Consider the following 21,992-nt stretch of genomic DNA (forward strand, 5'->3'; position numbering starts at 1 on the left):
TGTTTTGATAAAGTTTTTCGGCCTTTTGACAGAATCGGTAACAATCGCCCTGGCGGACCCCTCCTGGCTTTTTCCTCGCCTGGCCGTCGCCCGCGGGCTAGAGGCCCCGCGCCAGAGCTGGGCCGACTCGCCACGCCGCGCTACTACCATCGTCGAATGGATTTTCCGGCTCTGGTACAGTTACAAACGATTCATACGGTTTCATACAAAAACAACTATTACACCGAGGTAACACAGATGAGTGCGGCTCCACTGTATCCCGTTCGTCCCGAGGTTGCGGCCACCACCCTGACCGACGAGGCCAGCTACAAGGCCATGTACCAGCAATCGGTGATCAACCCGGACGGATTCTGGCGCGAGCAGGCCCAGCGTCTCGACTGGATCAAGCCCTTCAGCAAGGTCAAGCAGACCTCCTTCGACGACCATCACGTGGACATCAAGTGGTTCGCCGACGGCACTCTGAACGTTTCCTCCAACTGCCTGGACCGCCATCTCGAAGAGCGTGGCGACCAGCTGGCGATCATCTGGGAGGGCGATGACCCTTCCGAGCACCGCAACATCACCTACCGGGAACTCCACGAACAGGTCTGCAAGTTCGCCAACGCGCTGCGCGGGCAGGATGTGCACCGCGGCGACGTGGTGACCATCTATATGCCGATGATTCCCGAGGCGGTGGTGGCCATGCTGGCTTGCGCCCGTATCGGTGCGATCCACTCGGTGGTGTTCGGCGGTTTCTCTCCCGAAGCCCTGGCCGGGCGGATCATCGATTGCAGGTCCAAGGTGGTGATCACCGCTGACGAGGGTGTGCGCGGCGGTCGTCGTACTCCGCTCAAGGCCAATGTCGACCTGGCCCTGACCAACCCTGAAACCAACAGCGTGCAGAAGATCATCGTGTGTAAGCGCACCGGTGGCGAGATCGCCTGGCACCAGCACCGCGACATCTGGTACGAAGACCTGATGAAGGTCGCGTCCAGCCACTGCGCGCCAAAGGAGATGGGGGCCGAGGAGCCGCTGTTCATCCTTTACACTTCCGGCTCCACCGGTAAGCCCAAGGGTGTGTTGCACACCACCGGCGGCTACCTGGTGTATGCCGCGCTGACCCACGAGCGGGTTTTCGACTATCGCCCAGGCGAGGTCTACTGGTGCACCGCCGACGTCGGTTGGGTCACCGGCCACAGCTACATCGTCTACGGCCCGCTGGCCAATGGGGCGACCACGCTGCTGTTCGAAGGCGTGCCGAACTACCCGGACATCACCCGCGTGTCGAAGATCGTCGACAAGCACAAGGTCAACATCCTCTACACCGCACCGACCGCCATCCGCGCCATGATGGCCGAAGGCGAGGCAGCCGTGGCTGGCGCCGATGGCTCGAGCCTGCGCCTGCTGGGCTCGGTCGGTGAGCCGATCAACCCCGAAGCCTGGAACTGGTACTACAAGACCGTGGGCAAGGAGCGTTGCCCGATCGTCGATACCTGGTGGCAGACCGAGACCGGTGGCATCTTGATCAGCCCACTGCCGGGGGCTACGGGGCTGAAGCCTGGCTCGGCGACCCGACCGTTCTTTGGTGTGGTGCCGGCGCTGGTGGACAACCTGGGCAACCTGATCGAAGGCGCCGCCGAGGGCAACCTGGTGATCCTCGACTCATGGCCGGGCCAGTCGCGTTCGCTGTACGGTGACCACGACCGTTTCGTCGACACCTACTTCAAGACCTTCCGTGGCATGTACTTCACCGGTGACGGTGCCCGCCGTGACGAGGATGGCTACTACTGGATCACCGGGCGGGTCGATGACGTGCTCAACGTCTCCGGGCACCGCATGGGCACCGCCGAGATCGAAAGCGCCATGGTCGCCCACAGCAAGGTGGCCGAGGCGGCAGTGGTGGGGGTGCCGCACGACATCAAAGGCCAGGGCATCTACGTCTACGTCACTCTCAATGCCGGCGAAGAGCCGAACGAGCAACTGCGCCTGGAGCTGAAGAACTGGGTGCGCAAGGAGATCGGTCCGATCGCCTCGCCGGATGTGATCCAGTGGGCGCCGGGTTTGCCGAAGACCCGCTCGGGCAAGATCATGCGGCGCATCCTGCGTAAGATCGCCACGGCTGAATACGATGCGCTGGGCGATATTTCGACCCTGGCCGACCCAGGCGTGGTGCAGCACCTGATCGACACTCACAAGGCGATGAGTCTGGCGTCAGCCTGATCGGCCGCGAGGCTGCCTGAGGCAGTTACTGGTCGAGTGTCAAAACCATAAAACCCCGTCGGCTGTACCGGCGGGGTTTTTGCTTCGCTGTTACCGACAGACATCGGTAACTATTCTGTCACCGTTTTCGCACGCTAACGGGGCGCTAGGAAACATCAGCGTTCCATTTCGGTGCGGGTTTGTAGGGATTTTTTGCAAGGTCGCACGCTTCACTTGCCGTAATACAAGGCTTTGCGAATAATAGGCCCGTTAATTGCTAGTTCTATAGGTTCTATTCCCTTGGCTCTTGCATATTTTGCATAGGCTGTCAACCGCGCTCGCAGCGATTTCTAGCGCTTCTATAAGTAGTTGTCGCTTTCAAGAAATATCGACTAACGGGCTGTCGTTAAAATGCCATTCACTCGCTCGTGGTCTGCGACCTTGGTCGATACCCCGCGGCTCGCGTTGTACCCCTTCGCATGTCGGGCAGCTGTTACCCCTGCCTTGTATTGCCCCGTAACGATGGAGTTACCTGATGAAGAAACTCGCACTGCTTGGCGCTCTGGCGCTGTCCGTGTTCTCCCTGGTGTCGCAGGCCGATGAAAAACCTCTGAAAATCGGTATCGAAGCCGCTTATCCACCATTCGCCTTCAAACAGCCCGATGGCAGCATCGCCGGCTTCGACTACGACATCGGCAACGCTTTGTGCGAAGAGATGAAGGCCAAGTGCACCTGGGTCGAGCAGGAGTTCGACGGCCTGATCCCGGCATTGAAGGTCCGCAAGATCGACGCCATCCTGTCGTCCATGTCGATCACCGAGGACCGCAAGAAGTCGGTCGACTTCACCAAGCGCTACTACCTGACCCCGGCACGCCTGGTGATGAAGGAAGGCACCGTGGTCAGCGACAGCCTCGATGAGCTGAACGGCAAGAAGATCGGCGTGCAGCGGGGCTCGATCCACGACCGTTTCGCCAAGGAAGTCCTGGCCGCCAAGGGCGCCACCGTAGTGCCGTACGGCACTCAGAACGAGATCTACCTGGACGTGGCCGCCGGTCGTCTGGACGGCACCGTGGCCGATGCCACCCTGCTCGAGGACGGTTTCCTGAAAACCGACGCCGGCAAAGGCTTCGCCTTCGTCGGGCCATCGTTCACCGACGTCAAGTACTTCGGTGATGGCGTCGGCATTGCCGTGCGCAAGGGCGACAAGGCCAACGCCGATCGTATCAATGCCGCCATCGACGCGATCCGTGCCAACGGCAAGTACAAAGAAATCGAGCAGAAGTACTTCAACTTCGACATCTACGGTCCAGACTCCAAGTAATACGTCTGGCTCCACCTGTGCAATGGTGCAAACAGCAGGGAGGCTGAGGTTTGCACCATTTTTCATTGTCTAGGTCGAGGACCTCAACATGTTGAAAGGCTACGGGGCAGTCATCCTCGACGGGGCGTGGCTGACGCTACAGCTCGCCCTGTCGTCGATGGCCCTGGCCATCGTGCTCGGCCTCATCGGCGTGGCGCTGCGCTTGTCGCCGGTGCGCTGGCTGGCTTGGCTGGGCGATCTGTACGCCACGGTGATCCGTGGTATCCCGGACTTGGTCCTGATTCTGCTGATCTTCTACGGCGGGCAGGACATCATCAATAGACTGGCACCGCTGCTCGGTTATGAGGACTACATCGACCTCAACCCATTGGCGGCGGGTATCGGTACCCTGGGGTTCATCTTCGGCGCCTACCTGTCGGAAACCTTCCGCGGTGCGTTCCTTGGTATCCCCAAAGGGCAGGCCGAGGCCGGCGTGGCCTACGGCATGAGTGCGCGCCAGGTGTTTTTCCGTATCCAGGTGCCACAAATGATCCGCCTGGCCATTCCGGGCTTCACCAACAACTGGCTGGTACTGACCAAGGCCACGGCACTGATTTCGGTGGTGGGCCTGCAGGACATGATGTTCAAGGCCAAGCAGGCGGCCGATGCCACCCGCGAACCCTTCACGTTCTTCCTGGCGGTGGCTGCACTGTACCTGGTGATCACCAGTGTTTCGTTGCTGGCGCTGAAGTATCTCGAACGTCGCTATTCGGTAGGCGTCAAGGTGGCTGAGCTATGATCTTCGACTACAACGTGGTCTGGGAGGCCATGCCGCTGTATCTCGGCGGGTTGCTGACCACCCTCAAGCTGCTGGCGCTGTCGCTGTTCTTCGGCCTCTTGGCGGCCATTCCGCTGGGCCTGATGCGGGTGTCCAAGCAGCCGCTGGTGAACCTCGGCGCATGGCTCTACACCTACGTGATCCGCGGCACGCCGATGCTGGTGCAGCTGTTCCTGATCTACTACGGTCTGGCCCAGTTCGAGGCGGTGCGCAGCAGCGTGTTCTGGCCGCTGCTGTCGAGTGCCACGTTCTGCGCTTGCCTGGCCTTCGCTGTCAACACCAGCGCCTACACCGCGGAAATCATCGCCGGCAGCCTCAAGGCCACGCCCCATGGCGAGATCGAAGCGGCCAAGGCCATGGGCATGTCGCGCATGAAGATGTACCGGCGCATCCTGCTGCCCTCGGCCCTGCGCCGGGCGCTGCCGCAGTACAGCAACGAAGTGATCATGATGCTGCAGACCACCAGCCTGGCATCGATCGTCACGCTGATCGACATCACCGGTGCGGCGCGCACGGTCAATGCCCAGTACTACCTGCCTTTCGAGGCCTACATCACGGCGGGCGTATTCTACCTGTGCCTGACCTTCATCCTCGTGCGCCTTTTCAAGATGGCCGAACGCCGCTGGCTCGGCTACCTGGCGCCGCGCAAGCACTGAACGCTCTGTGAGAACCGACAGCATGTACAAACTCGAAGTCCAAGACCTGCACAAGCGCTATGGTAGCCATGAGGTGCTCAAGGGTGTGTCCCTGGCAGCCAAGGCAGGCGATGTGATCAGCATCATCGGCTCCAGTGGTTCGGGCAAATCGACGTTCCTGCGTTGCATCAACCTGCTCGAGCAGCCGCACGCCGGCAAGATCCTGCTCAATAACGAAACGCTCAAGCTGGTGCCCGGCAAGGATGGCGCGCTCAAGGCGGCCGACCCTCGACAGCTGCAGCGTATGCGTTCGCGTCTGTCGATGGTGTTCCAGCATTTCAACCTGTGGTCGCACATGACGGCGCTGGAGAACGTGATCGAGGCGCCTGTGCACGTGCTGGGCGTGAACAAGAAGGAGGCGCTGGAAAAGGCCGAGCACTACCTGGCCAAGGTCGGCGTGGCCCATCGCAAGGACGCCTTCCCAGGCCACATGTCCGGCGGCGAGCAGCAGCGGGTGGCGATCGCCCGCGCCCTGGCCATGGAGCCGGAGGTGATGCTGTTCGACGAGCCGACCTCGGCGCTCGATCCTGAGCTGGTGGGTGATGTGCTCAAGGTCATGCAGGCGCTGGCCCAGGAAGGCCGTACCATGGTGGTGGTGACCCATGAAATGGGCTTCGCCCGCGAAGTCTCCAATCAATTGGTGTTTCTGCACCAAGGGCTGGTGGAAGAGCGCGGCTGTCCGCGCGAGGTGCTGGTCAACCCGCAATCGGAGCGCCTGCGGCAGTTCCTTTCGGGCAGCCTGAAGTAAAGGCTGACGCTTTGCACCATAATAGGGCATGCTGCGCACTGCGCGCGGCGCGCTCCCGGCGGCACAGACTCGAACGACCTCAGGTTCCGGACCTTACCTATGACCACCCAGCGAATCGGTTTTCTCATCTGGCCTGGCACCAAGCCTCTGACCTTGGCGTTGGCCGACGAAACCCTGCAGGTGGCCCAGCAGGTGCATCCGGACGTGATCTACGAACGGGTGTTCCTGCAGGCCGAGCCAGTCGAACAGGGCGCCTGGCGGCTGCCGGGCGAGCCTTGGAATGGCCGCCTGGAGGGATGCCACAAGCTGTTCCTGCTGGCGGACGAGCCGATCCTGTCCGTGGGCTCGGCGCTGTCCTCTGCGCTCAAGCAGGTGGCGCGCAGTGGCTGCATGATCGGCGGTCTGTCGGCCGGGGTGTATCCGCTGGCCTTGCTCGGTCTGCTCGATGGCTATCGCGCCGCAGTGCATTGGCGCTGGCAGGATGATTTCGCCGAGCGCTTCCCCAGGGTGATCGCCACCAGTCATTTGTTCGACTGGGATCGCGACCGATTGACAGCTTGCGGTGGCATGGCGGTGAGCGACCTGTTGCTGGCGGTGCTGGCCCGTGATCATGGTGCCGAACTGGCCGGGGCGGTGTCGGAGGAGATGGTGGTGGAGCGGATCCGCGAAGGCGGCGAGCGTCAGCGGATTCCGTTGCAGAACCGCCTTGGCTCAAGCCATCCCAAGCTGACTCAGGCCGTGCTGTTGATGGAGGCCAACATCGAGGAGCCCTTGACCACCGACGAGATTGCTCAGCATGTGTGTGTCTCGCGGCGCCAGCTCGAGCGGATCTTCAAGCAGTACCTCAATCGGGTGCCAAGCCAGTATTACCTGGAACTGCGCTTGAACAAAGCGCGGCAGATGCTGATGCAGACCAGCAAGTCGATCATTCAGATCGGGTTGTCGTGCGGGTTTTCCTCGGGGCCGCATTTTTCCAGTGCCTATCGCAATTTCTTCGGCGCCACGCCGCGTGAAGATCGCAATCAACGGCGTAGCAACAGCCCGTTCGAGTTGAGTTCGGCGCCTGCTGAAAAGGGTTGAGTGCGGGGGGCGCTTTGATTGGGCGGCGCTCGATATCTGCAACACCACAAAACCAGCGCCCTACACCCTACATCCTATACCCTCTACATCCCCCTCCATTTTCCATGTGAACACCCGTTCACCCAGCCCCCTCTCTCCCGTACACTGCGCGATTGCGACAAAGTTTGTCGCATTGCCGAAAGCCCCGGTGAAACTGGGGTTTTGCGCTGTAACAAGTTGTCGCTTGGCCGCAAGGACAGGCGCGGATCAGTCCTTACAATCCCCCCATCGCTCGCCACTTCCAGGCCAGCGTTCCTCTTCAGGAGACTCAGATGTCCGTTGAGCAAGCCCCGGTGCAACGTGCCGATTTCGACCAGGTCATGGTTCCCAACTATTCTCCGGCGGCCTTCATTCCTGTGCGAGGCGAGGGTTCGCGAGTCTGGGACCAGTCGGGCCGCGAGTTGATCGACTTCGCCGGCGGCATCGCGGTGAATGCCTTGGGCCATTGCCACCCGGCGCTGGTCAAGGCCCTGACCGAGCAGGCCAACACCCTCTGGCACGTGTCCAACGTCTTCACCAACGAGCCGGCCCTGCGCCTGGCGCACAAGCTGGTGGACGCGACCTTTGCCGACCGTGCCTTCTTCTGCAACTCCGGCGCCGAGTCCAACGAGGCCGCCTTCAAGCTGGCCCGTCGCGTTGCCCACGACCGCTTCGGTCCGGACAAGCATGAAATCATCGCCACCGTGAACAGCTTCCACGGTCGTACCTTGTTCACCGTCAGCGTTGGCGGCCAGCCCAAGTATTCCGATGGCTTTGGCCCCAAGATCACGGGCATCAGCCATGTGCCATACAACGATCTGGAAGCGTTGAAGGCGCAGATTTCCGACAAGACCTGTGCAGTGGTGATCGAGCCGATCCAGGGCGAGAGCGGCGTGGTCCCGGCCGACAAGGCCTATCTGGAAGGCGCTCGCAAGCTGTGCGACGAGCACAATGCCCTGCTGATCTTCGATGAAGTCCAGACCGGTGTCGGCCGTACCGGTTCGCTGTATGCCTATCAGCACTACGGTGTGACCCCCGACATCCTCACCAGCGCCAAGAGCTTGGGTGGCGGTTTCCCGATCGGTGCCATGCTCACCACCAACGATCTGGCCAAGCATTTCGCCCCCGGTACCCACGGCACCACCTATGGCGGCAACCCACTGGGGTGCGCCGTGGCCTGTGCGGTGCTGGACGTGATCAACACCCCTGAGACCCTGGCCGGTATCAAAGCCAAGCACGAGCGTTTCAAAGTTCGCCTGGAGCACATCGGCCAACAGTACGGCCTGTTCAGCCAGGTGCGTGGGGTTGGACTGTTGATCGGCTGCGTGCTGGCGGACGCCTGGCAGGGCAAGGCCAAAGACGTGCTCAACGCTGCCGAGCAGGAAGGTGTGATGGTGCTGCAAGCCGGCCCGGACGTGGTGCGCTTCGCGCCGAGCCTGGTGGTCGAGGACAGTGATATCGATGATGGCCTGGAGCGCTTCGAGCGCGCCGTGGCCAAGCTGGTCAAGGGCTGATGCCCGTTCGCCGGCACCCAGGGTGCCGGCGCTACCGATTTTCAATGCGGGTGCGAGTTGGCAGGTTGCTGCCGCATCCGCCGTTTTTCCGTGCCGAGGCTTTCGGCACGCCGACCCGAAAGGAGTGACACCATGCTGGTGATGCGCCCCGCGCAAATGGCTGATCTGAACGACGTGCAGCGCATGGCTGCCGACAGCCCCATTGGTGTCACCTCGCTGCCGGACGATGCCGCCCGTCTGGGCGACAAGATTGCCGCATCCGAGACATCCTTCGCCGCCGAGGTCAGTTTCAACGGCGAGGAGACCTACTTCTTCGTGCTCGAGGACAGTGTGACCGGCAAGCTGGCCGGCTGCTCGGCCATCGTCGCCTCGGCCGGCTACTCCGAGCCGTTCTACAGTTTTCGCAACGAGACGTTCGTGCATGCCTCGCGTGAACTGAAGATCCACAACAAGATCCATGTGCTCTCGTTGTGCCACGACCTCACCGGCAACAGCCTGCTGACCAGCTTCTATGTGTTGCCGGAGCTGGTGAGCAGCGGCTGGGCCGAGCTCAACTCCCGTGGACGGCTGTTGTTCATGGCTTCGCACCCGGAGCGTTTCGCAGATTCGGTGGTCACCGAGATCGTCGGCTACAGCGACGAGCAGGGCGAATCGCCGTTCTGGGACGCCATCGGCCGCAACTTCTTCGACCTCAACTACGCCGATGCCGAACGCTTGTGTGGGGTGAAAAGCCGCACCTTCCTCGCCGAGCTGATGCCGCATTACCCGATCTATGTGCCTCTGCTGCCGGATGCAGCCCAGGAGGCCATGGGGCAGGTCCATCCTCGTGCGCAGATCACCTTCGACATCCTCATGCGCGATGGCTTCGAGACCGAACACTACATCGACATCTTCGACGGCGGGCCGACCCTGCATGCGCGGACCTCGGGCATTCGTTCGATCGCCCAGAGCCGCCTCGCGCCGGTCAAGATCGAAGACGTGCCGGTCAAGGGCGGACGACCGTACCTGGTGTGCAACGGTTTGCTGCAGGACTACCGCGCAGTGTTGGTGGAGCTCGACTGGGTGCCGGGCAAGCCGGTCAGCCTCGACAGCGCAGCGGCTGAGGCTCTGGGTGTGGGCGAAGGCGCCAGCGTGCGCCTGGTTGCGGTCTGAGGCCAGTCGGCATTCTGCGATAGAGAGTTTTTGCGCAGGCCCAAGCCCGCGCACAAGGAGATAGCATGATCGTTCGTCCTGTACGCAGCAGCGATTTACCCGCGCTGATCGAATTGGCCCGCAGCACCGGTACCACCGGGCTTACCACCTTGCCAGCCAACGAAGAGCGCCTCGGGCATCGGGTCGGCTGGGCGGAGAAGAGCTTTCGCGGCGAAGCCGAGCGCGGCGATACCGACTACCTGTTCGTGCTGGAGAACGACGAGGGCCTGGTGGTCGGCATCAGTGCCATCGCCGGCGCCGTGGGTCTGCGCGAGCCTTGGTACAACTACCGGGTCGGCCTCACCGTCAGCGCTTCCCAGGAGCTGAACATCTATCGTGAAATCCCCACGCTGTTCCTGGCCAACGACCTGACCGGCAACTCGGAGCTGTGCTCGTTGTTCCTGCGCAGTGACCACCGCAGTGGTCTCAATGGTCGCTTGCTGTCCCGTGCACGCATGCTGTTCATCGCCGAGTTTCCGGAGTTGTTCGGTAACAAGATCATCGCCGAGATGCGTGGCATGTCCGATGAGCATGGGCGCTCGCCGTTCTGGGAGAGCCTGGGCAGGCACTTCTTCAAGATGGAGTTCAGCCAGGCCGACTACCTGACCGGGGTGGGCAACAAATCGTTCATCGCCGAGCTGATGCCCAAGTTCCCGCTGTACACCTGCTTCCTGTCCGACGCCGCGCGCAGCGTGATCGGCCGCGTGCACAGCGACACCGAGCCGGCGCTGGCGATGCTCAAGCAGGAGGGCTTCAGCTACCAGGGCTATGTCGACATCTTCGATGCCGGCCCCGCCATCGAGTGCGAGACCGCCAAGGTTCGCGCGGTGCGTGACAGCCAGACGCTGGTGTTGGCCGTGGGTACACCGGGCGACGATGCCACGCCTTACATCATCCACAACCGCAAGCGCGACGACTGTCGCATTACCGCAGCCCCGGCACGCCTGGCTGCCGGCACCCTGGTGGTCGATCCGGCGACCGCCAAGCGCCTGCGCATGGGCGCTGGCGACAACGTGCGAGCCGTGCCGCTTTCGGCGAGCCGGGAGGGTCAGTAAATGTCTACCCATTACATCGCAGGTCAATGGCAGGTCGGGCAGGGCGCCCCCTTGCAGTCATTCAACCCGGTCAGCCAGGCACTGGTCTGGCAGGGGCAGGGCGCTGACGCAGCCCAGGTCGAGTCTGCCGTGAAGGCTGCGCGCCAGGCATTTCCGGGCTGGGCGCAACTGAACCTGGAGGCACGTATCGCCGTACTTGAGGCCTTCGCCGAACAACTCAAGGTGCATGCCGAAGCGTTGGCCCACTGCATTGGCGAGGAGACCGGCAAGCCCCTGTGGGAGGCTGCGACCGAAGTCACCAGCATGGCCAACAAGGTGGCGATCTCGGTGCAGAGCTACCGTGAGCGTACGGGTGAGAAGAGCGGTCCGCTGGGCGATGCCAGCGCCGTGTTGCGGCACAAGCCGCACGGTGTGGTGGCAGTGTTCGGCCCCTACAACTTCCCAGGGCACCTGCCCAACGGGCACATCGTTCCGGCATTGTTGGCCGGCAACTGCGTAGTGTTCAAGCCCAGCGAGCTGACGCCCAAGGTCGCTGAACTGACCGTCAACTGCTGGGTCGCCGCCGGGTTGCCGGCCGGCGTGCTCAACCTGGTGCAAGGCGCCCGTGAGACTGGCATGGCCCTGGCTGCCAATCCGGGTATCGATGGTCTGTTCTTCACCGGTTCCAGCCGTACCGGTAACCTGCTGCACCAGCAGTTCGGGGGGCGCCCGGACAAGATCCTGGCGCTGGAAATGGGCGGTAACAATCCATTGCTGGTCGATCAGGTCAAGGACGTGGACGCGGCGGTATACACCATCATTCAGTCGGCCTTCATTTCTGCTGGCCAGCGCTGCACCTGCGCGCGCCGCCTGTTGGTGCCGCAGGGTGACTGGGGCGATGCGCTGCTGGCCCGGTTGGTCGAAGTAAGCCGCAGCATTACCGTGGGCGCCTTCGATCAGCAGCCGGCGCCGTTCATGGGGTCGGTGATCTCTCTGGACGCCGCCCGGGCATTGCTCGCCGCTCAGGCCGAGCTGTTGGGCAAGGGCGCAGTGGGGCTGCTGGAAATGACCCAGCCATATGCCGATGCCGCCTTGCTGACACCAGGCATCGTCGACGTCAGTGGCGTCGCCGAGCGGCCTGACGAGGAATTTTTCGGGCCCTTGCTGCAGGTGATTCGCTACAGCGACTTCGACGCTGCCATCGATGAGGCCAACAACACCCAATACGGACTGGCCGCCGGGCTGTTATCCGATTCGCGTGCTCGTTACCAGTACTTCTGGTTGCGCAGCCGCGCCGGCATCGTCAATTGGAACAAGCAGCTGACCGGTGCCGCCAGCACCGCACCGTTCGGCGGTGTGGGCGCCAGTGGCAACCACCGCGCCAGCGCCTATTACGCTGCGGACTACTGCGCCTACCCTGTGGCTTCGCTGGAGACGGCCAGCCTTGCCCTGCCGGCGACCCTGACGCCGGGTATCACCCTATAACAACAGGCTGCGGAGCCTAGTCGATGAAATCCTACGAAGTGAATTTTGATGGCCTGGTGGGGCCTACCCACAATTACGGCGGCTTGTCCTACGGCAACGTGGCTTCGCAGAGCAACAGCCAGCAGGCGTCCAACCCCCGAGAGGCCGCGCGTCAGGGTTTGGCGAAGATGAAGGCCCTGGTCGACCTGGGCTTCAAGCAGGGGGTGATAGCGCCGCAGGAACGCCCCGACGTGGCCGCGCTGCGCCGCCTTGGCTTTTCCGGCAGTGACGGCGAAGTGATTCAGCGTGCCGCCCGTGAGGCCATGCCCCTGCTGGTCGCGAGCTGTTCGGCGTCGAGCATGTGGGTGGCCAACGCCGCGACCGTCAGTCCCAGTGCCGACACGGCGGACGGGCGCGTGCATTTCACCGCTGCCAATCTCAACTGCAAGTTCCATCGCAGCATCGAGCACCCCACTACCAGCCGTGTGCTGGCGGCGATGTTCGCCGATGAACAGCACTTCGCTCACCATCCGGCATTGCCAGCGGTGGCGCAATTCGGCGACGAGGGTGCGGCCAACCACACGCGTTTCTGTCGCGACTACGGTGAAGCGGGCGTCGAGTTCTTCGTCTATGGGCGCAGCGCCTTCGACAGCCGCTATCCGGCTCCGCAGAAATACCCGGCGCGCCAGACCCTCGAGGCCTCTCAGGCCGTGGCCAGACTGCACGGCCTGAGCGAAGACGGGGTGGTCTACGCTCAACAGAACCCGGCCGTGATCGACCAGGGCGTGTTTCACAATGACGTGATCGCGGTGGGTAATCGCGAAGTGTTGTTCTATCACGAGGACGCGTTCCTCGACAGCGAGGCGATGCTTGGCCAACTGCAGGCTAAACTGGCCAGCAAGGGTGGTCGTTTCCAGGCCATCCAGGTGCCTCGTGCGTCTGTAGCGGTGGAGGATGCGGTGCGCTCCTACCTGTTCAACAGCCAGTTGCTCAGCCGCGACGATGGCTCGATGTTGCTGGTGGTCCCGGAGGAGTGTCGGCACAACGAACGGGTCTGGACCTACCTCGAGCAGTTGACCCGCCAGGGTGGTCCGGTGGGCGAGGTCAAAGTCTTCGATCTCAAGCAGAGCATGCAGAACGGCGGTGGCCCTGCCTGCCTGCGGTTACGGGTAGCCTTGAAGGAAAGCGAGCTGGCGGCGGTCAATCCAGGCGTTATCATGACCGCTCCACTGTACGAGACGCTCGTGCAGTGGGTCGACAAGCACTACCGCGACCGCCTCGGCGAAGCGGACCTTGCCGACCCGCAATTGCTGATCGAGTGCCGCACGGCACTGGATGAGCTGACCCAGATTCTGCAGTTGGGTTCGGTCTATCCGTTCCAACGCCAACCTTGAAGAGAGTGAATGTAATGTCCGATGCCCTGCGCCTGATCCTCGAAGACCACGATGGTACCCAGCTGGAAACCTCCTGCACCCGGTTCGCCGTGGTGTGGCAAGGCAAGGAAGTGTGGATCCAGCAGGATGGTCGCGGCCAGCTGCTGATCGGTGTGGATGTCGAGGAAGGCGACAGCGAATACGCCAACCTTTTGCTGCGTCCGATGGCCACCAACCTGGTCAGCCTGCAGCTGGAGATGGAACCGGCCGAAGTCGGCGAAGACGACGATCACGTCCACGGTCCGGATTGCGGCCACCACCACTAAGGAAGCGCCTATGCTCGCCCTTGGCAAACTGCTTGAGCTGACCCTCACCGATCACGAACCGGCCGAGAAGACCCAAGTGACACCCAAGGGCGTGCGTTTGCGCTGGCTAGGCGAGGGCGCGCTCGAAGTTCGCCCGGCCGAAGCCGAGGATTGCGGCCTGGACCTGCTGCTGTCTGCCGGCATCCACGGCAACGAAACCGCGCCGATCGAGTTGCTCGAGCGGCTGTTGCATGGCGTTGCCAATGGCAAGATCAAACCGCGTGCGCGGGTGTTGTTCCTGTTCGGCAACCCGGCAGCGATTCGCAAGGGAGAGCGTTTCATCGAACAGGACATCAACCGCCTGTTCAATGGTCGGCACGAGCTGTCCAGTGGCTTCGAGGCCTTGCGCGCCGCCGAGTTGGAGCAGTTCGCCCGGGTGTTCTTCAGTAAACCTGAGCGCACCCGGCTGCACTATGACCTGCACACGGCCATTCGCGGGTCGAAGATCGAGCAATTCGCCTTGTATCCCTATAAGGAAGGTCGCAAGCATTCCCGCCGCGAGCTGGCCCGCCTGGCCGCTGCAGGCATGGAGGCGGTGCTGCTGCAAAGCAAGTCGTCCATCACCTTCAGTGCCTTCACCTACGAGCAACTCGACGCCGAAGCCTTCACGCTGGAGCTGGGCAAGGCACGTCCGTTCGGGCAGAACGAACAGGTCAACCTGGACAGGCTCGAAGAGCGGCTGATCCATATCATCGAGGGCACCGAGCCCGAGACTGCCGACTCCCTGGATGGCCTGAAGCTGTTCAGCGTCGCTCGGGAGATCATCAAGCACAGCGACAGCTTCCACCTGCACCTGCCGGCGGATATCGAGAACTTTTCCGAGTTGAGCAAAGGCTATCTGTTGGCCGAGGATCTGGCGGAAATGCGCTGGGTGGTCGAGGAGGAGGGGGCACGGATCATCTTTCCCAACCCCAAGGTCAAGAATGGCTTGCGTGCGGGCATCCTGATCGTGCCGGATTCGGGGCAGCGCCTGGGGTGAGGGTGGTGTCGCGCAAGCAAGGCGGGGTAATTTCGGATCCGATCCCAGGTGAAAACCTTTTAATTCACCGCCTGTTCCATTTTCCCTTTCCTTGGGCGGTAATTGGCTTGCCAGTGGCGAAACGCAGGCGATAGCATCCGGTCATGTCGTTTTCGATTGCAACGCCCCGAAAAACCGTGCAATCGACGCTTTCTATCGCATAAACACACTGCACCGAGACTGCAGGACCGATATAATGCGGCCCTTTGCCGTCGTTTCGTCGACGCGTTTGCCCTCTGGGCCGCCGTTTCCGTGGAAGAACCTATGAAAAGCGCAGAAATCCGTGAAGCCTTCCTTCGCTTCTTCGAAGAGCAGGGACACACCCGAGTCGCCTCCAGCTCCCTGATTCCGGGCAATGACCCGACCCTGCTGTTTACCAACGCCGGCATGAACCAGTTCAAGGACTGCTTCCTCGGTCAGGAAAAGCGCGCCTACACCCGTGCGGTCAGCAGCCAGAAGTGCGTCCGCGCCGGCGGCAAGCATAACGACCTGGAAAACGTCGGCTACACGGCGCGCCACCATACCTTCTTCGAGATGCTGGGCAACTTCAGCTTCGGCGACTATTTCAAGCGCGATGCGATCACCTTCGCCTGGACGTTCCTGACCTCCGAAAAATGGCTGAACCTGCCCAAGGACAAGCTGTGGGTCACGGTCTACGCCAGCGACGACGAAGCCTACGACATCTGGACCAAGGAAGTCGGTGTCCCGGCCGAGCGCATGGTGCGCATCGGCGACAACAAAGGCGCCCCATACGCCTCCGACAACTTCTGGACCATGGGCGACACCGGCCCGTGCGGCCCCTGCACCGAAATCTTCTACGACCACGGTCCGGACATCTGGGGTGGCCCGCCCGGCTCGCCGGAGGAAGACGGCGATCGCTACATCGAGATCTGGAACAACGTCTTCATGCAGTTCAACCGCACCGCCGATGGCGTCCTGCACCCGCTGCCGGCGCCGTCGGTGGATACCGGCATGGGCCTGGAGCGCATCAGTGCGGTGATGCAGCACGTGCACTCGAACTACGAGATCGACCTGTTCCAGAACCTGCTGGCCGCCGCCGCCAAGGCCATCGGTTGCAGCAACGATGAGCAGGCCTCGCTGAAAGTCGTCGCCGACCACATCCGCTCCTGCGGCTTCCTGATCGCCGACGGCGTACTGCCGTCCAACGAAGGCCGCGGTTACGTGCTGCGCCGCATCATTCGCCGGGCGTGCCGTCACGGCAACAAGCTGGGCGCCAAGGGCAGCTTCTTCTACCAGATCGTCGCGGCACTGGTGGCTGAAATGGGTGAAGCCTTCCCCGAGCTCAAGAGCCAGCAGGCGCATATCGAGCGCGTGCTCAAGGCCGAAGAAGAGCAGTTCGCCAAGACCCTGGAGCAGGGTCTGCGCATCCTCGAGCAGGACCTGGCCCAGCTCAAGGGCAACGTGGTGCCGGGCGATGTGGTGTTCAAGCTCTACGACACCTACGGCTTCCCTATGGACCTGACCGCCGACATCGCCCGTGAGCGCGAGCTGACCATCGACGAAGCCGGCTTCGAGCGCGAAATGGACGCCCAGCGCGAGCGCGCCCGTTCCGCCAGTGCCTTCGGCATGGACTACAACAGCCTGGTCAAGGTCGATACCGCCACTGAGTTCCTCGGCTACGAAGCTACCGAAGGGCAGGGCAAGGTCATCGCCCTGTACAAAGACGGCCAAGCGGTCGACCAGTTGGGCGAAGGCGAGGAGGGCGTCGTGGTCCTCGATCGCACCCCATTCTACGCCGAGTCCGGCGGCCAGGTCGGCGACAGCGGTTTCCTGCAGGCCGGTGCCGTACGCTTCGACGTACGCGACACGACCAAGACCGGCGGTGCTTTCCTGCATCACGGTGTGGTCGCCAGTGGCGCGCTGCTGATCGGTGCGCCGGTCGAGGCCAAGGTCGATGCCGACGTCCAGCACGCCACCTCGCTGAACCACTCCGCCACCCACCTGCTGCATGAAGCGCTGCGCCAGGTCCTGGGCGAGCACGTGCAACAGAAGGGCTCGCTGGTCGACAGCCAGCGCCTGCGTTTCGACTTCAGCCACTTCGAGGCAGTGACCCCCGCGCAGATCAAGGCGCTGGAAGAAATCGTCAACCGGGAAGTGCGCAAGAACACGCCGGTCGAAACCGAGCTGACCGATATCGAGACCGCCAAGGCCAAGGGCGCCATGGCCCTGTTCGGCGAGAAGTACGGCGACACCGTACGTGTACTGAGCATGGGCGGTGACTTCTCCGTCGAGCTGTGCGGCGGTATCCACGCCAAGCGCACCGGCGATATCAGCCTGTTCAAGATCATCAGCGAAGGCGGCGTGGCCTCGGGCGTGCGTCGTATCGAAGCGGTGACTGGCGCGGCTGCGCTGGCCTACCTGAACGCTGCCGAAGAGCAGGTCAAGGAAGCCGCGCAACTGGTCAAGGGCAACCGTGACAACCTGATCGACAAGCTGTCGGCTGTGCTCGAGCGCAACCGCCAGCTGGAAAAGCAGCTGGAACAGCTGCAGGCCAAGGCCGCTAGCGCCGCCGGGGACGATCTCTCCAACGCGGCCGTTGAGGTCAAGGGTGCCAAGGTACTTGCCGCTCGCCTGGATGGGCAGGATGGCAAGGCCCTGCTGGCCCTGGTCGATCAGCTGAAGAACAAGCTCGGCCACGCAGTGATCCTGCTGGGCAGTGAGCATGAGGGCAAGGTCGTGCTGGTGGCCGGCGTGACCAAGGACCTCTCCAGTCAACTCAAGGCTGGCGACCTGATGAAACAAGCCGCTGCGGCGGTGGGTGGCAAGGGCGGTGGCCGTCCGGACATGGCCCAGGGTGGTGGCGTCGACGTCGCTGCGCTGGACAATGCCCTGGCGCTGGCCGTGCCATTCGCAGAGCAGGGACTTTGAGATGAAGGGGTCGGCGGTCTAGTCGCCGGCCCCTTCATGTTGGATGGTTTTTTTGGGGCCCTGTATGGGCTGAGGCACCATTGAAATGGCGTTGATCGTACAGAAATTTGGCGGCACCTCTGTCGGTTCCATCGAGCGGATCGAGCAGGTAGCCGAAAAGGTCAAGAAACACCGTGAAGCGGGCGACGACCTGGTGGTTGTGCTGTCGGCCATGAGCGGTGAAACCAATCGCCTGATCGACCTGGCCAAGCAGATTACCGATCAGCCGGTTCCTCGCGAGCTGGACGTGATCGTCTCGACCGGTGAGCAGGTCACCATTGCCCTGCTGGCGATGGCCCTGATGAAGCGTGGCGTGCCTGCGGTGTCGTACACCGGTAACCAGGTGCGCATCCTCACCGACAGCGCCCACAACAAGGCGCGTATCCTGCAGATCGACGACCAGAAGATCCGCGCCGATCTCAAGGCCGGTCGCGTGGTCGTGGTGGCCGGATTCCAGGGTGTCGACGAGCGCGGCAACATCACCACCTTGGGCCGTGGCGGCTCCGACACCACCGGCGTGGCCCTGGCGGCGGCGCTCAAGGCCGATGAGTGCCAGATCTACACCGACGTCGATGGCGTCTACACCACCGATCCGCGCGTCGTGCCGCAGGCGCGCCGCCTGGAGAAGATCACCTTCGAAGAAATGCTGGAAATGGCCAGCCTGGGCTCCAAGGTGCTGCAGATCCGTTCGGTCGAGTTCGCCGGCAAGTACAACGTTCCGCTGCGCGTGCTGCACAGCTTCAAGGAGGGTCCGGGTACCCTCATTACCATTGATGAAGAGGAATCCATGGAACAGCCGATCATTTCCGGTATCGCCTTCAACCGTGATGAGGCCAAGCTGACCATTCGTGGCGTGCCGGATACCCCGGGCGTTGCTTTCAAGATCCTCGGTCCGATCAGCGCGTCGAACATCGAAGTGGACATGATCGTGCAGAACGTCTCGCACGATAACACCACCGACTTCACCTTCACCGTACACCGCAACGAGTACGAGAAGGCCTACGCCGTGCTGGAAAATACCGCCCGCGAGATCGGTGCGCGTGAGGTGAGCGGTGATACCAAGATCGCCAAGGTCTCGATCGTCGGCGTCGGCATGCGCTCCCACGCGGGTGTTGCCAGCCGCATGTTCGAAGCGCTGGCCAAGGAGAGCATCAATATTCAGATGATCTCCACCTCCGAGATCAAGGTCTCGGTAGTGATCGAAGAGAAGTACCTGGAGCTGGCCGTGCGCGCCCTGCACACTGCTTTCGAACTCGACGCACCTGCCCGACAGAGCGAGTGAGTCGACGCCAGGAGGGCGCGGCTTAGCCGCGCCCTTCGCGTTTCTGGCTACTGCGTGGGCCCTGTCCTGCCTGCGTGATAGCCCTGGGGCCTGAGTCGTCGTCCACGACCAGGCCCTGTTACCAACAGACTGTGGTCCCTGAATGTTTTGCGTGAGGAGAAAGCTATGTTGATTCTGACTCGTCGGTGCGCCGAGAGCCTGATCATTGGGGACGGCGAGATCACCGTGACGGTGCTCGGCGTCAAAGGCAACCAGGTGCGTATCGGCGTCAGTGCGCCCAAGGAAGTGGCCGTTCACCGCGAGGAAATCTACCTGCGGATCAAGAAAGAGAAGGACGAAGAGCCAACCCTTTAATTTTTTTGAAGTTTTTTTAAAAAAAAGGGTTGCAAACGAGGGGAGCTGTGTTTAATATTCGCCTCGTGTTGCGGTGAGGTGGCCGAGTGGCCGAAGGCGCTCCCCTGCTAAGGGAGTATACCTCATAAGGGTATCGGGGGTTCGAATCCCCCCTTCACCGCCATTTTTCGTGTAGGGCGCTGTAAACGGTCAAGTTGACTAAGTCGTTGAAATTAAACGAAAAAGTGCTTGGCAAATCGATTCAGCGAACTATAATGCGCGGCAAGACACGGACTCATAGCTCAGCTGGATAGAGTACTCGGCTACGAACCGAGCGGTCGGAGGTTCGAATCCTCCTGAGTCCGCCATTTAATGGGCGGTTTTGTGAAGCAAGGCAACCCATTCAACCAGTGGTAATCTGGTCTAAAACTACCAACCACGGACTCATAGCTCAGCTGGATAGAGTACTCGGCTACGAACCGAGCGGTCGGAGGTTCGAATCCTCCTGAGTCCGCCACTTTTGAAGTGGCTTTGCTCGCAAGGCGCTTCAGCAACCAGTGGTAATCTGGTCTAAAACTACCACCACGGACTCATAGCTCAGCTGGATAGAGTACTCGGCTACGAACCGAGCGGTCGGAGGTTCGAATCCTCCTGAGTCCGCCACACCATCAAGAAGCCCGCTCATATGAGCGGGCTTTTTGTTTTTCCGTTTCGCTGAATTGTCATCGATCTGCAACTAAGCTCCTACAGTAATCGACAATCGTTGCACTGTTGGCTTAATGCGTTGTCACATCTTTATCGCGCAAACGATTGTTCTGGCCAAAATTTTAAGCGATCTGACAGCTTAGGCAGTGTATGATTGCGCCCGTCAGCCCCGCCGGGGCTTGTGGAAAACCACCATGGACTTACCCAGTAGTTATTCCCTAATACGTTTCATACAGCTTGATCTGACAGATTGATTCTCCCGGCGTGCTCCGCTGCTGGGAGTGGAGTTCGCCTATGACCGAAGTAGAAGTAAAGAAAGGCCAAGACAGCCTGCAGGATCGCCTGGCTCAGGTGGTCGAGTTGCTGCAGCGCCAGCGCGTGGTGGAAGACCTCACGCATCGCCAGGAAGGCCAGCATCAGGACCTGGTCGAGAACCTCGTCCACCGCCAGAACCTCGTTGAGCTGCAGCGCAAGCTCGATGACCTGCACCCCGCCGACATCGCTTATATCCTCGAAGCCTTGCCCCTGGAAGACCGCCTGACGGTCTGGCAGTTGGTGCGCTCGGATCGCGACGGCGACATTCTCCTCGAAGTGTCCGATGCGGTTCGCCAGTCGCTGATCGCCGATATGGACGATCACGAACTGCTCGCCGCGGCCAAGGAAATGGACGCCGACGAACTGGCCGACCTGGCGCCGGAATTGCCGCGCGATGTCGTCCATGAGCTGATGGAAAGTCTCGATGCCCAGCAGCGTGAGCGCGTGCGCTCGGCGCTGAGCTATGACGAGGAGCAGGTCGGTGCGCTGATGGACTTCGAGATGGTGACCATCCGCGAGGATGTCAGTCTCGAAGTGGTACTGCGTTACCTGCGCCGCTTGAAAGAGCTGCCGAACCACACCGACAAACTTTTCGTGGTCGACTACGAGGGCATACTGAAGGGCGTCCTGCCGATCAAGCGACTTTTGGTGAACGATCCGGAGAAGAAGGTGGCAGAGGTCATGGCCACCGACCCCGTGTCGTTCCATCCGGATGAAGACGCCTACGACGCCGCCCAGGCTTTCGAACGTTACGACCTGGTATCCGCGCCGGTGGTGGACAAGAGCGACCGCCTGATCGGTCGTCTGACCATCGATGAAATGGTCGACCTGATCCGTGAGGAGAGCGAAAGCGAAGTGTTGAACATGGCCGGTCTGCGCGAGGAAGAAGACATCTTCGCCTCCGTCTGGCGATCGCTGCGCAACCGCTGGGCCTGGCTGGCCATCAACCTCATCACGGCTTTCGTCGCTTCGCGAGTGATCGGTTTGTTCGAAGGCTCGATCGAGAAGCTGGTGGCCCTGGCGGCACTGATGCCGATCGTGGCGGGTATCGGTGGGAACTCCGGCAACCAGACCATCACCATGATCGTGCGCGCTATGGCGCTTGACCAGGTTTCGCCTGGCAACACCAGCCGTTTGATGCGCAAGGAACTGGCAGTTTCGCTGCTCAATGGCCTGATCTGGGGGGGAGTGATCGGTGCCGTGGCGTTCTGGTTGTATGGCAGCTGGTCGCTGGGCCTGGTGATGACCGCAGCGATGACCTTGAACCTGCTGCTGGCCGCGTTGATGGGGGTGTTGATCCCAATGACCTTGACACGGCTGGGGCGTGATCCGGCGATGGGGTCGAGCGTGATGATCACTGCGGTGACCGACAGCGGCGGCTTCTTCATCTTCCTTGGTCTGGCGACGCTGTTCCTGCTGTGATCCGCGGCAGAGGGTGCGCACAGCGCCCTTTGGCGACAGGCATAAAAAAGGTTCTTCACGAATTAGTGGGGTTGGGGTTTTGGGCTTGGGGGCGGGTGGTTGGTCCGAGAGGTATAGCGGCGCTACTGGCCCCTTCCGCCTTTACGGCGGGCTCCTTTGTTCTTGGACAAAGGAGCGCAAAACCGCTTGCT

Annotated in this window: 17 protein-coding genes and 4 tRNA genes; all 21 read left to right on the top strand. The window is 61.8% G+C overall.

The genetic code is table 11. The features are described 5' to 3' along the window. Positions 1-237 precede the first annotated feature (237 nt). The 21 genes from acs to mgtE all read left to right on the top strand — a co-directional run bounded on the left by acs (position 238) and on the right by mgtE (position 21,801). Positions 238-2,199 carry an acetate--CoA ligase gene (gene acs, locus KY379_RS16580; RefSeq protein ID WP_261240859.1) on the top strand — a complete coding sequence of 654 codons (1,962 nt, stop codon included), beginning with the start codon at positions 238-240 and terminating at the stop codon, positions 2,197-2,199. Positions 2,200-2,713: 514 nt separating this feature from the next. Next, positions 2,714-3,499, top strand: coding sequence for an ABC transporter substrate-binding protein (locus tag KY379_RS16585; RefSeq protein ID WP_133328228.1), 786 nt, complete (start codon positions 2,714-2,716; stop codon positions 3,497-3,499). A gap of 88 nt (positions 3,500-3,587) precedes the next feature. Further along, complete coding sequence (locus KY379_RS16590; protein WP_133328230.1) at positions 3,588-4,277, top strand: ABC transporter permease; 690 nt, start codon at positions 3,588-3,590, stop codon at positions 4,275-4,277. Continuing rightward, entirely contained in the window at positions 4,274-4,972 is a 699-nt protein-coding gene (locus KY379_RS16595) for an ABC transporter permease (protein ID WP_133328232.1), read from the top strand. The genes KY379_RS16590 and KY379_RS16595 overlap by 4 nt, the downstream gene beginning before the upstream one ends. 22 nt (positions 4,973-4,994) lie before the next feature. After that, positions 4,995-5,759 carry an ABC transporter ATP-binding protein gene (locus tag KY379_RS16600; RefSeq protein ID WP_261240857.1) on the top strand — a complete coding sequence of 255 codons (765 nt, stop codon included), beginning with the start codon at positions 4,995-4,997 and terminating at the stop codon, positions 5,757-5,759. 99 nt (positions 5,760-5,858) lie between these two features. Beyond that, complete coding sequence (locus KY379_RS16605; protein ID WP_261240856.1) at positions 5,859-6,839, top strand: GlxA family transcriptional regulator; 981 nt, start codon at positions 5,859-5,861, stop codon at positions 6,837-6,839. A gap of 311 nt (positions 6,840-7,150) precedes the next feature. Continuing rightward, positions 7,151-8,371 carry an aspartate aminotransferase family protein gene (locus KY379_RS16610; RefSeq protein ID WP_261240854.1) on the top strand — a complete coding sequence of 407 codons (1,221 nt, stop codon included), beginning with the start codon at positions 7,151-7,153 and terminating at the stop codon, positions 8,369-8,371. A gap of 132 nt (positions 8,372-8,503) precedes the next feature. Next, entirely contained in the window at positions 8,504-9,523 is a 1,020-nt protein-coding gene (aruF, locus tag KY379_RS16615) for an arginine/ornithine succinyltransferase subunit alpha (RefSeq protein WP_261240852.1), read from the top strand. A 65-nt stretch (positions 9,524-9,588) separates the two neighbouring features. Next, complete coding sequence (gene astA, locus KY379_RS16620) at positions 9,589-10,617, top strand: arginine N-succinyltransferase (RefSeq protein ID WP_133328244.1); 1,029 nt, start codon at positions 9,589-9,591, stop codon at positions 10,615-10,617. Further along, positions 10,618-12,081 (top strand): succinylglutamate-semialdehyde dehydrogenase, encoded by a 1,464-nt coding sequence (gene astD, locus KY379_RS16625; protein WP_261240850.1) that lies wholly within the window; start codon positions 10,618-10,620, stop codon positions 12,079-12,081. Positions 12,082-12,104: 23 nt separating this feature from the next. Then, entirely contained in the window at positions 12,105-13,454 is a 1,350-nt protein-coding gene (gene astB, locus KY379_RS16630; RefSeq protein ID WP_133328248.1) for an N-succinylarginine dihydrolase, read from the top strand. A gap of 14 nt (positions 13,455-13,468) precedes the next feature. Then, entirely contained in the window at positions 13,469-13,759 is a 291-nt protein-coding gene (locus KY379_RS16635; RefSeq protein ID WP_133328250.1) for a topoisomerase II, read from the top strand. 10 nt (positions 13,760-13,769) lie between these two features. Further along, entirely contained in the window at positions 13,770-14,777 is a 1,008-nt protein-coding gene (astE, locus tag KY379_RS16640; RefSeq protein ID WP_133328252.1) for a succinylglutamate desuccinylase, read from the top strand. A 303-nt stretch (positions 14,778-15,080) separates the two neighbouring features. Beyond that, positions 15,081-17,705 carry an alanine--tRNA ligase gene (gene alaS / locus KY379_RS16645; RefSeq protein WP_133328254.1) on the top strand — a complete coding sequence of 875 codons (2,625 nt, stop codon included), beginning with the start codon at positions 15,081-15,083 and terminating at the stop codon, positions 17,703-17,705. A gap of 85 nt (positions 17,706-17,790) precedes the next feature. Next, entirely contained in the window at positions 17,791-19,026 is a 1,236-nt protein-coding gene (locus KY379_RS16650; protein ID WP_261240847.1) for an aspartate kinase, read from the top strand. 165 nt (positions 19,027-19,191) lie between these two features. Continuing rightward, the gene (gene csrA, locus KY379_RS16655; RefSeq protein ID WP_043209419.1) at positions 19,192-19,380 is read left to right on the top strand and encodes a carbon storage regulator CsrA; all 189 of its coding nucleotides are present in this window, start codon (positions 19,192-19,194) and stop codon (positions 19,378-19,380) included. Positions 19,381-19,452: 72 nt separating this feature from the next. Beyond that, a tRNA-Ser gene (locus KY379_RS16660) sits at positions 19,453-19,543 on the top strand. Positions 19,544-19,650: 107 nt separating this feature from the next. After that, positions 19,651-19,727, top strand: a tRNA-Arg gene (locus tag KY379_RS16665). A gap of 72 nt (positions 19,728-19,799) precedes the next feature. After that, positions 19,800-19,876, top strand: a tRNA-Arg gene (locus KY379_RS16670). Between the two features lie 69 nt (positions 19,877-19,945). Next, positions 19,946-20,022: transfer RNA gene (locus KY379_RS16675), tRNA-Arg, on the top strand. 336 nt (positions 20,023-20,358) lie between these two features. Then, the gene (mgtE, locus tag KY379_RS16680; RefSeq protein WP_133328258.1) at positions 20,359-21,801 is read left to right on the top strand and encodes a magnesium transporter; all 1,443 of its coding nucleotides are present in this window, start codon (positions 20,359-20,361) and stop codon (positions 21,799-21,801) included. The last annotated feature ends 191 nt before the right edge of the window (positions 21,802-21,992 follow it).

It is taken from the genome of Pseudomonas sp. HD6422 (assembly GCF_025377065.1).
Lineage (GTDB): Bacteria > Pseudomonadota > Gammaproteobacteria > Pseudomonadales > Pseudomonadaceae > Aquipseudomonas > Aquipseudomonas putida_U.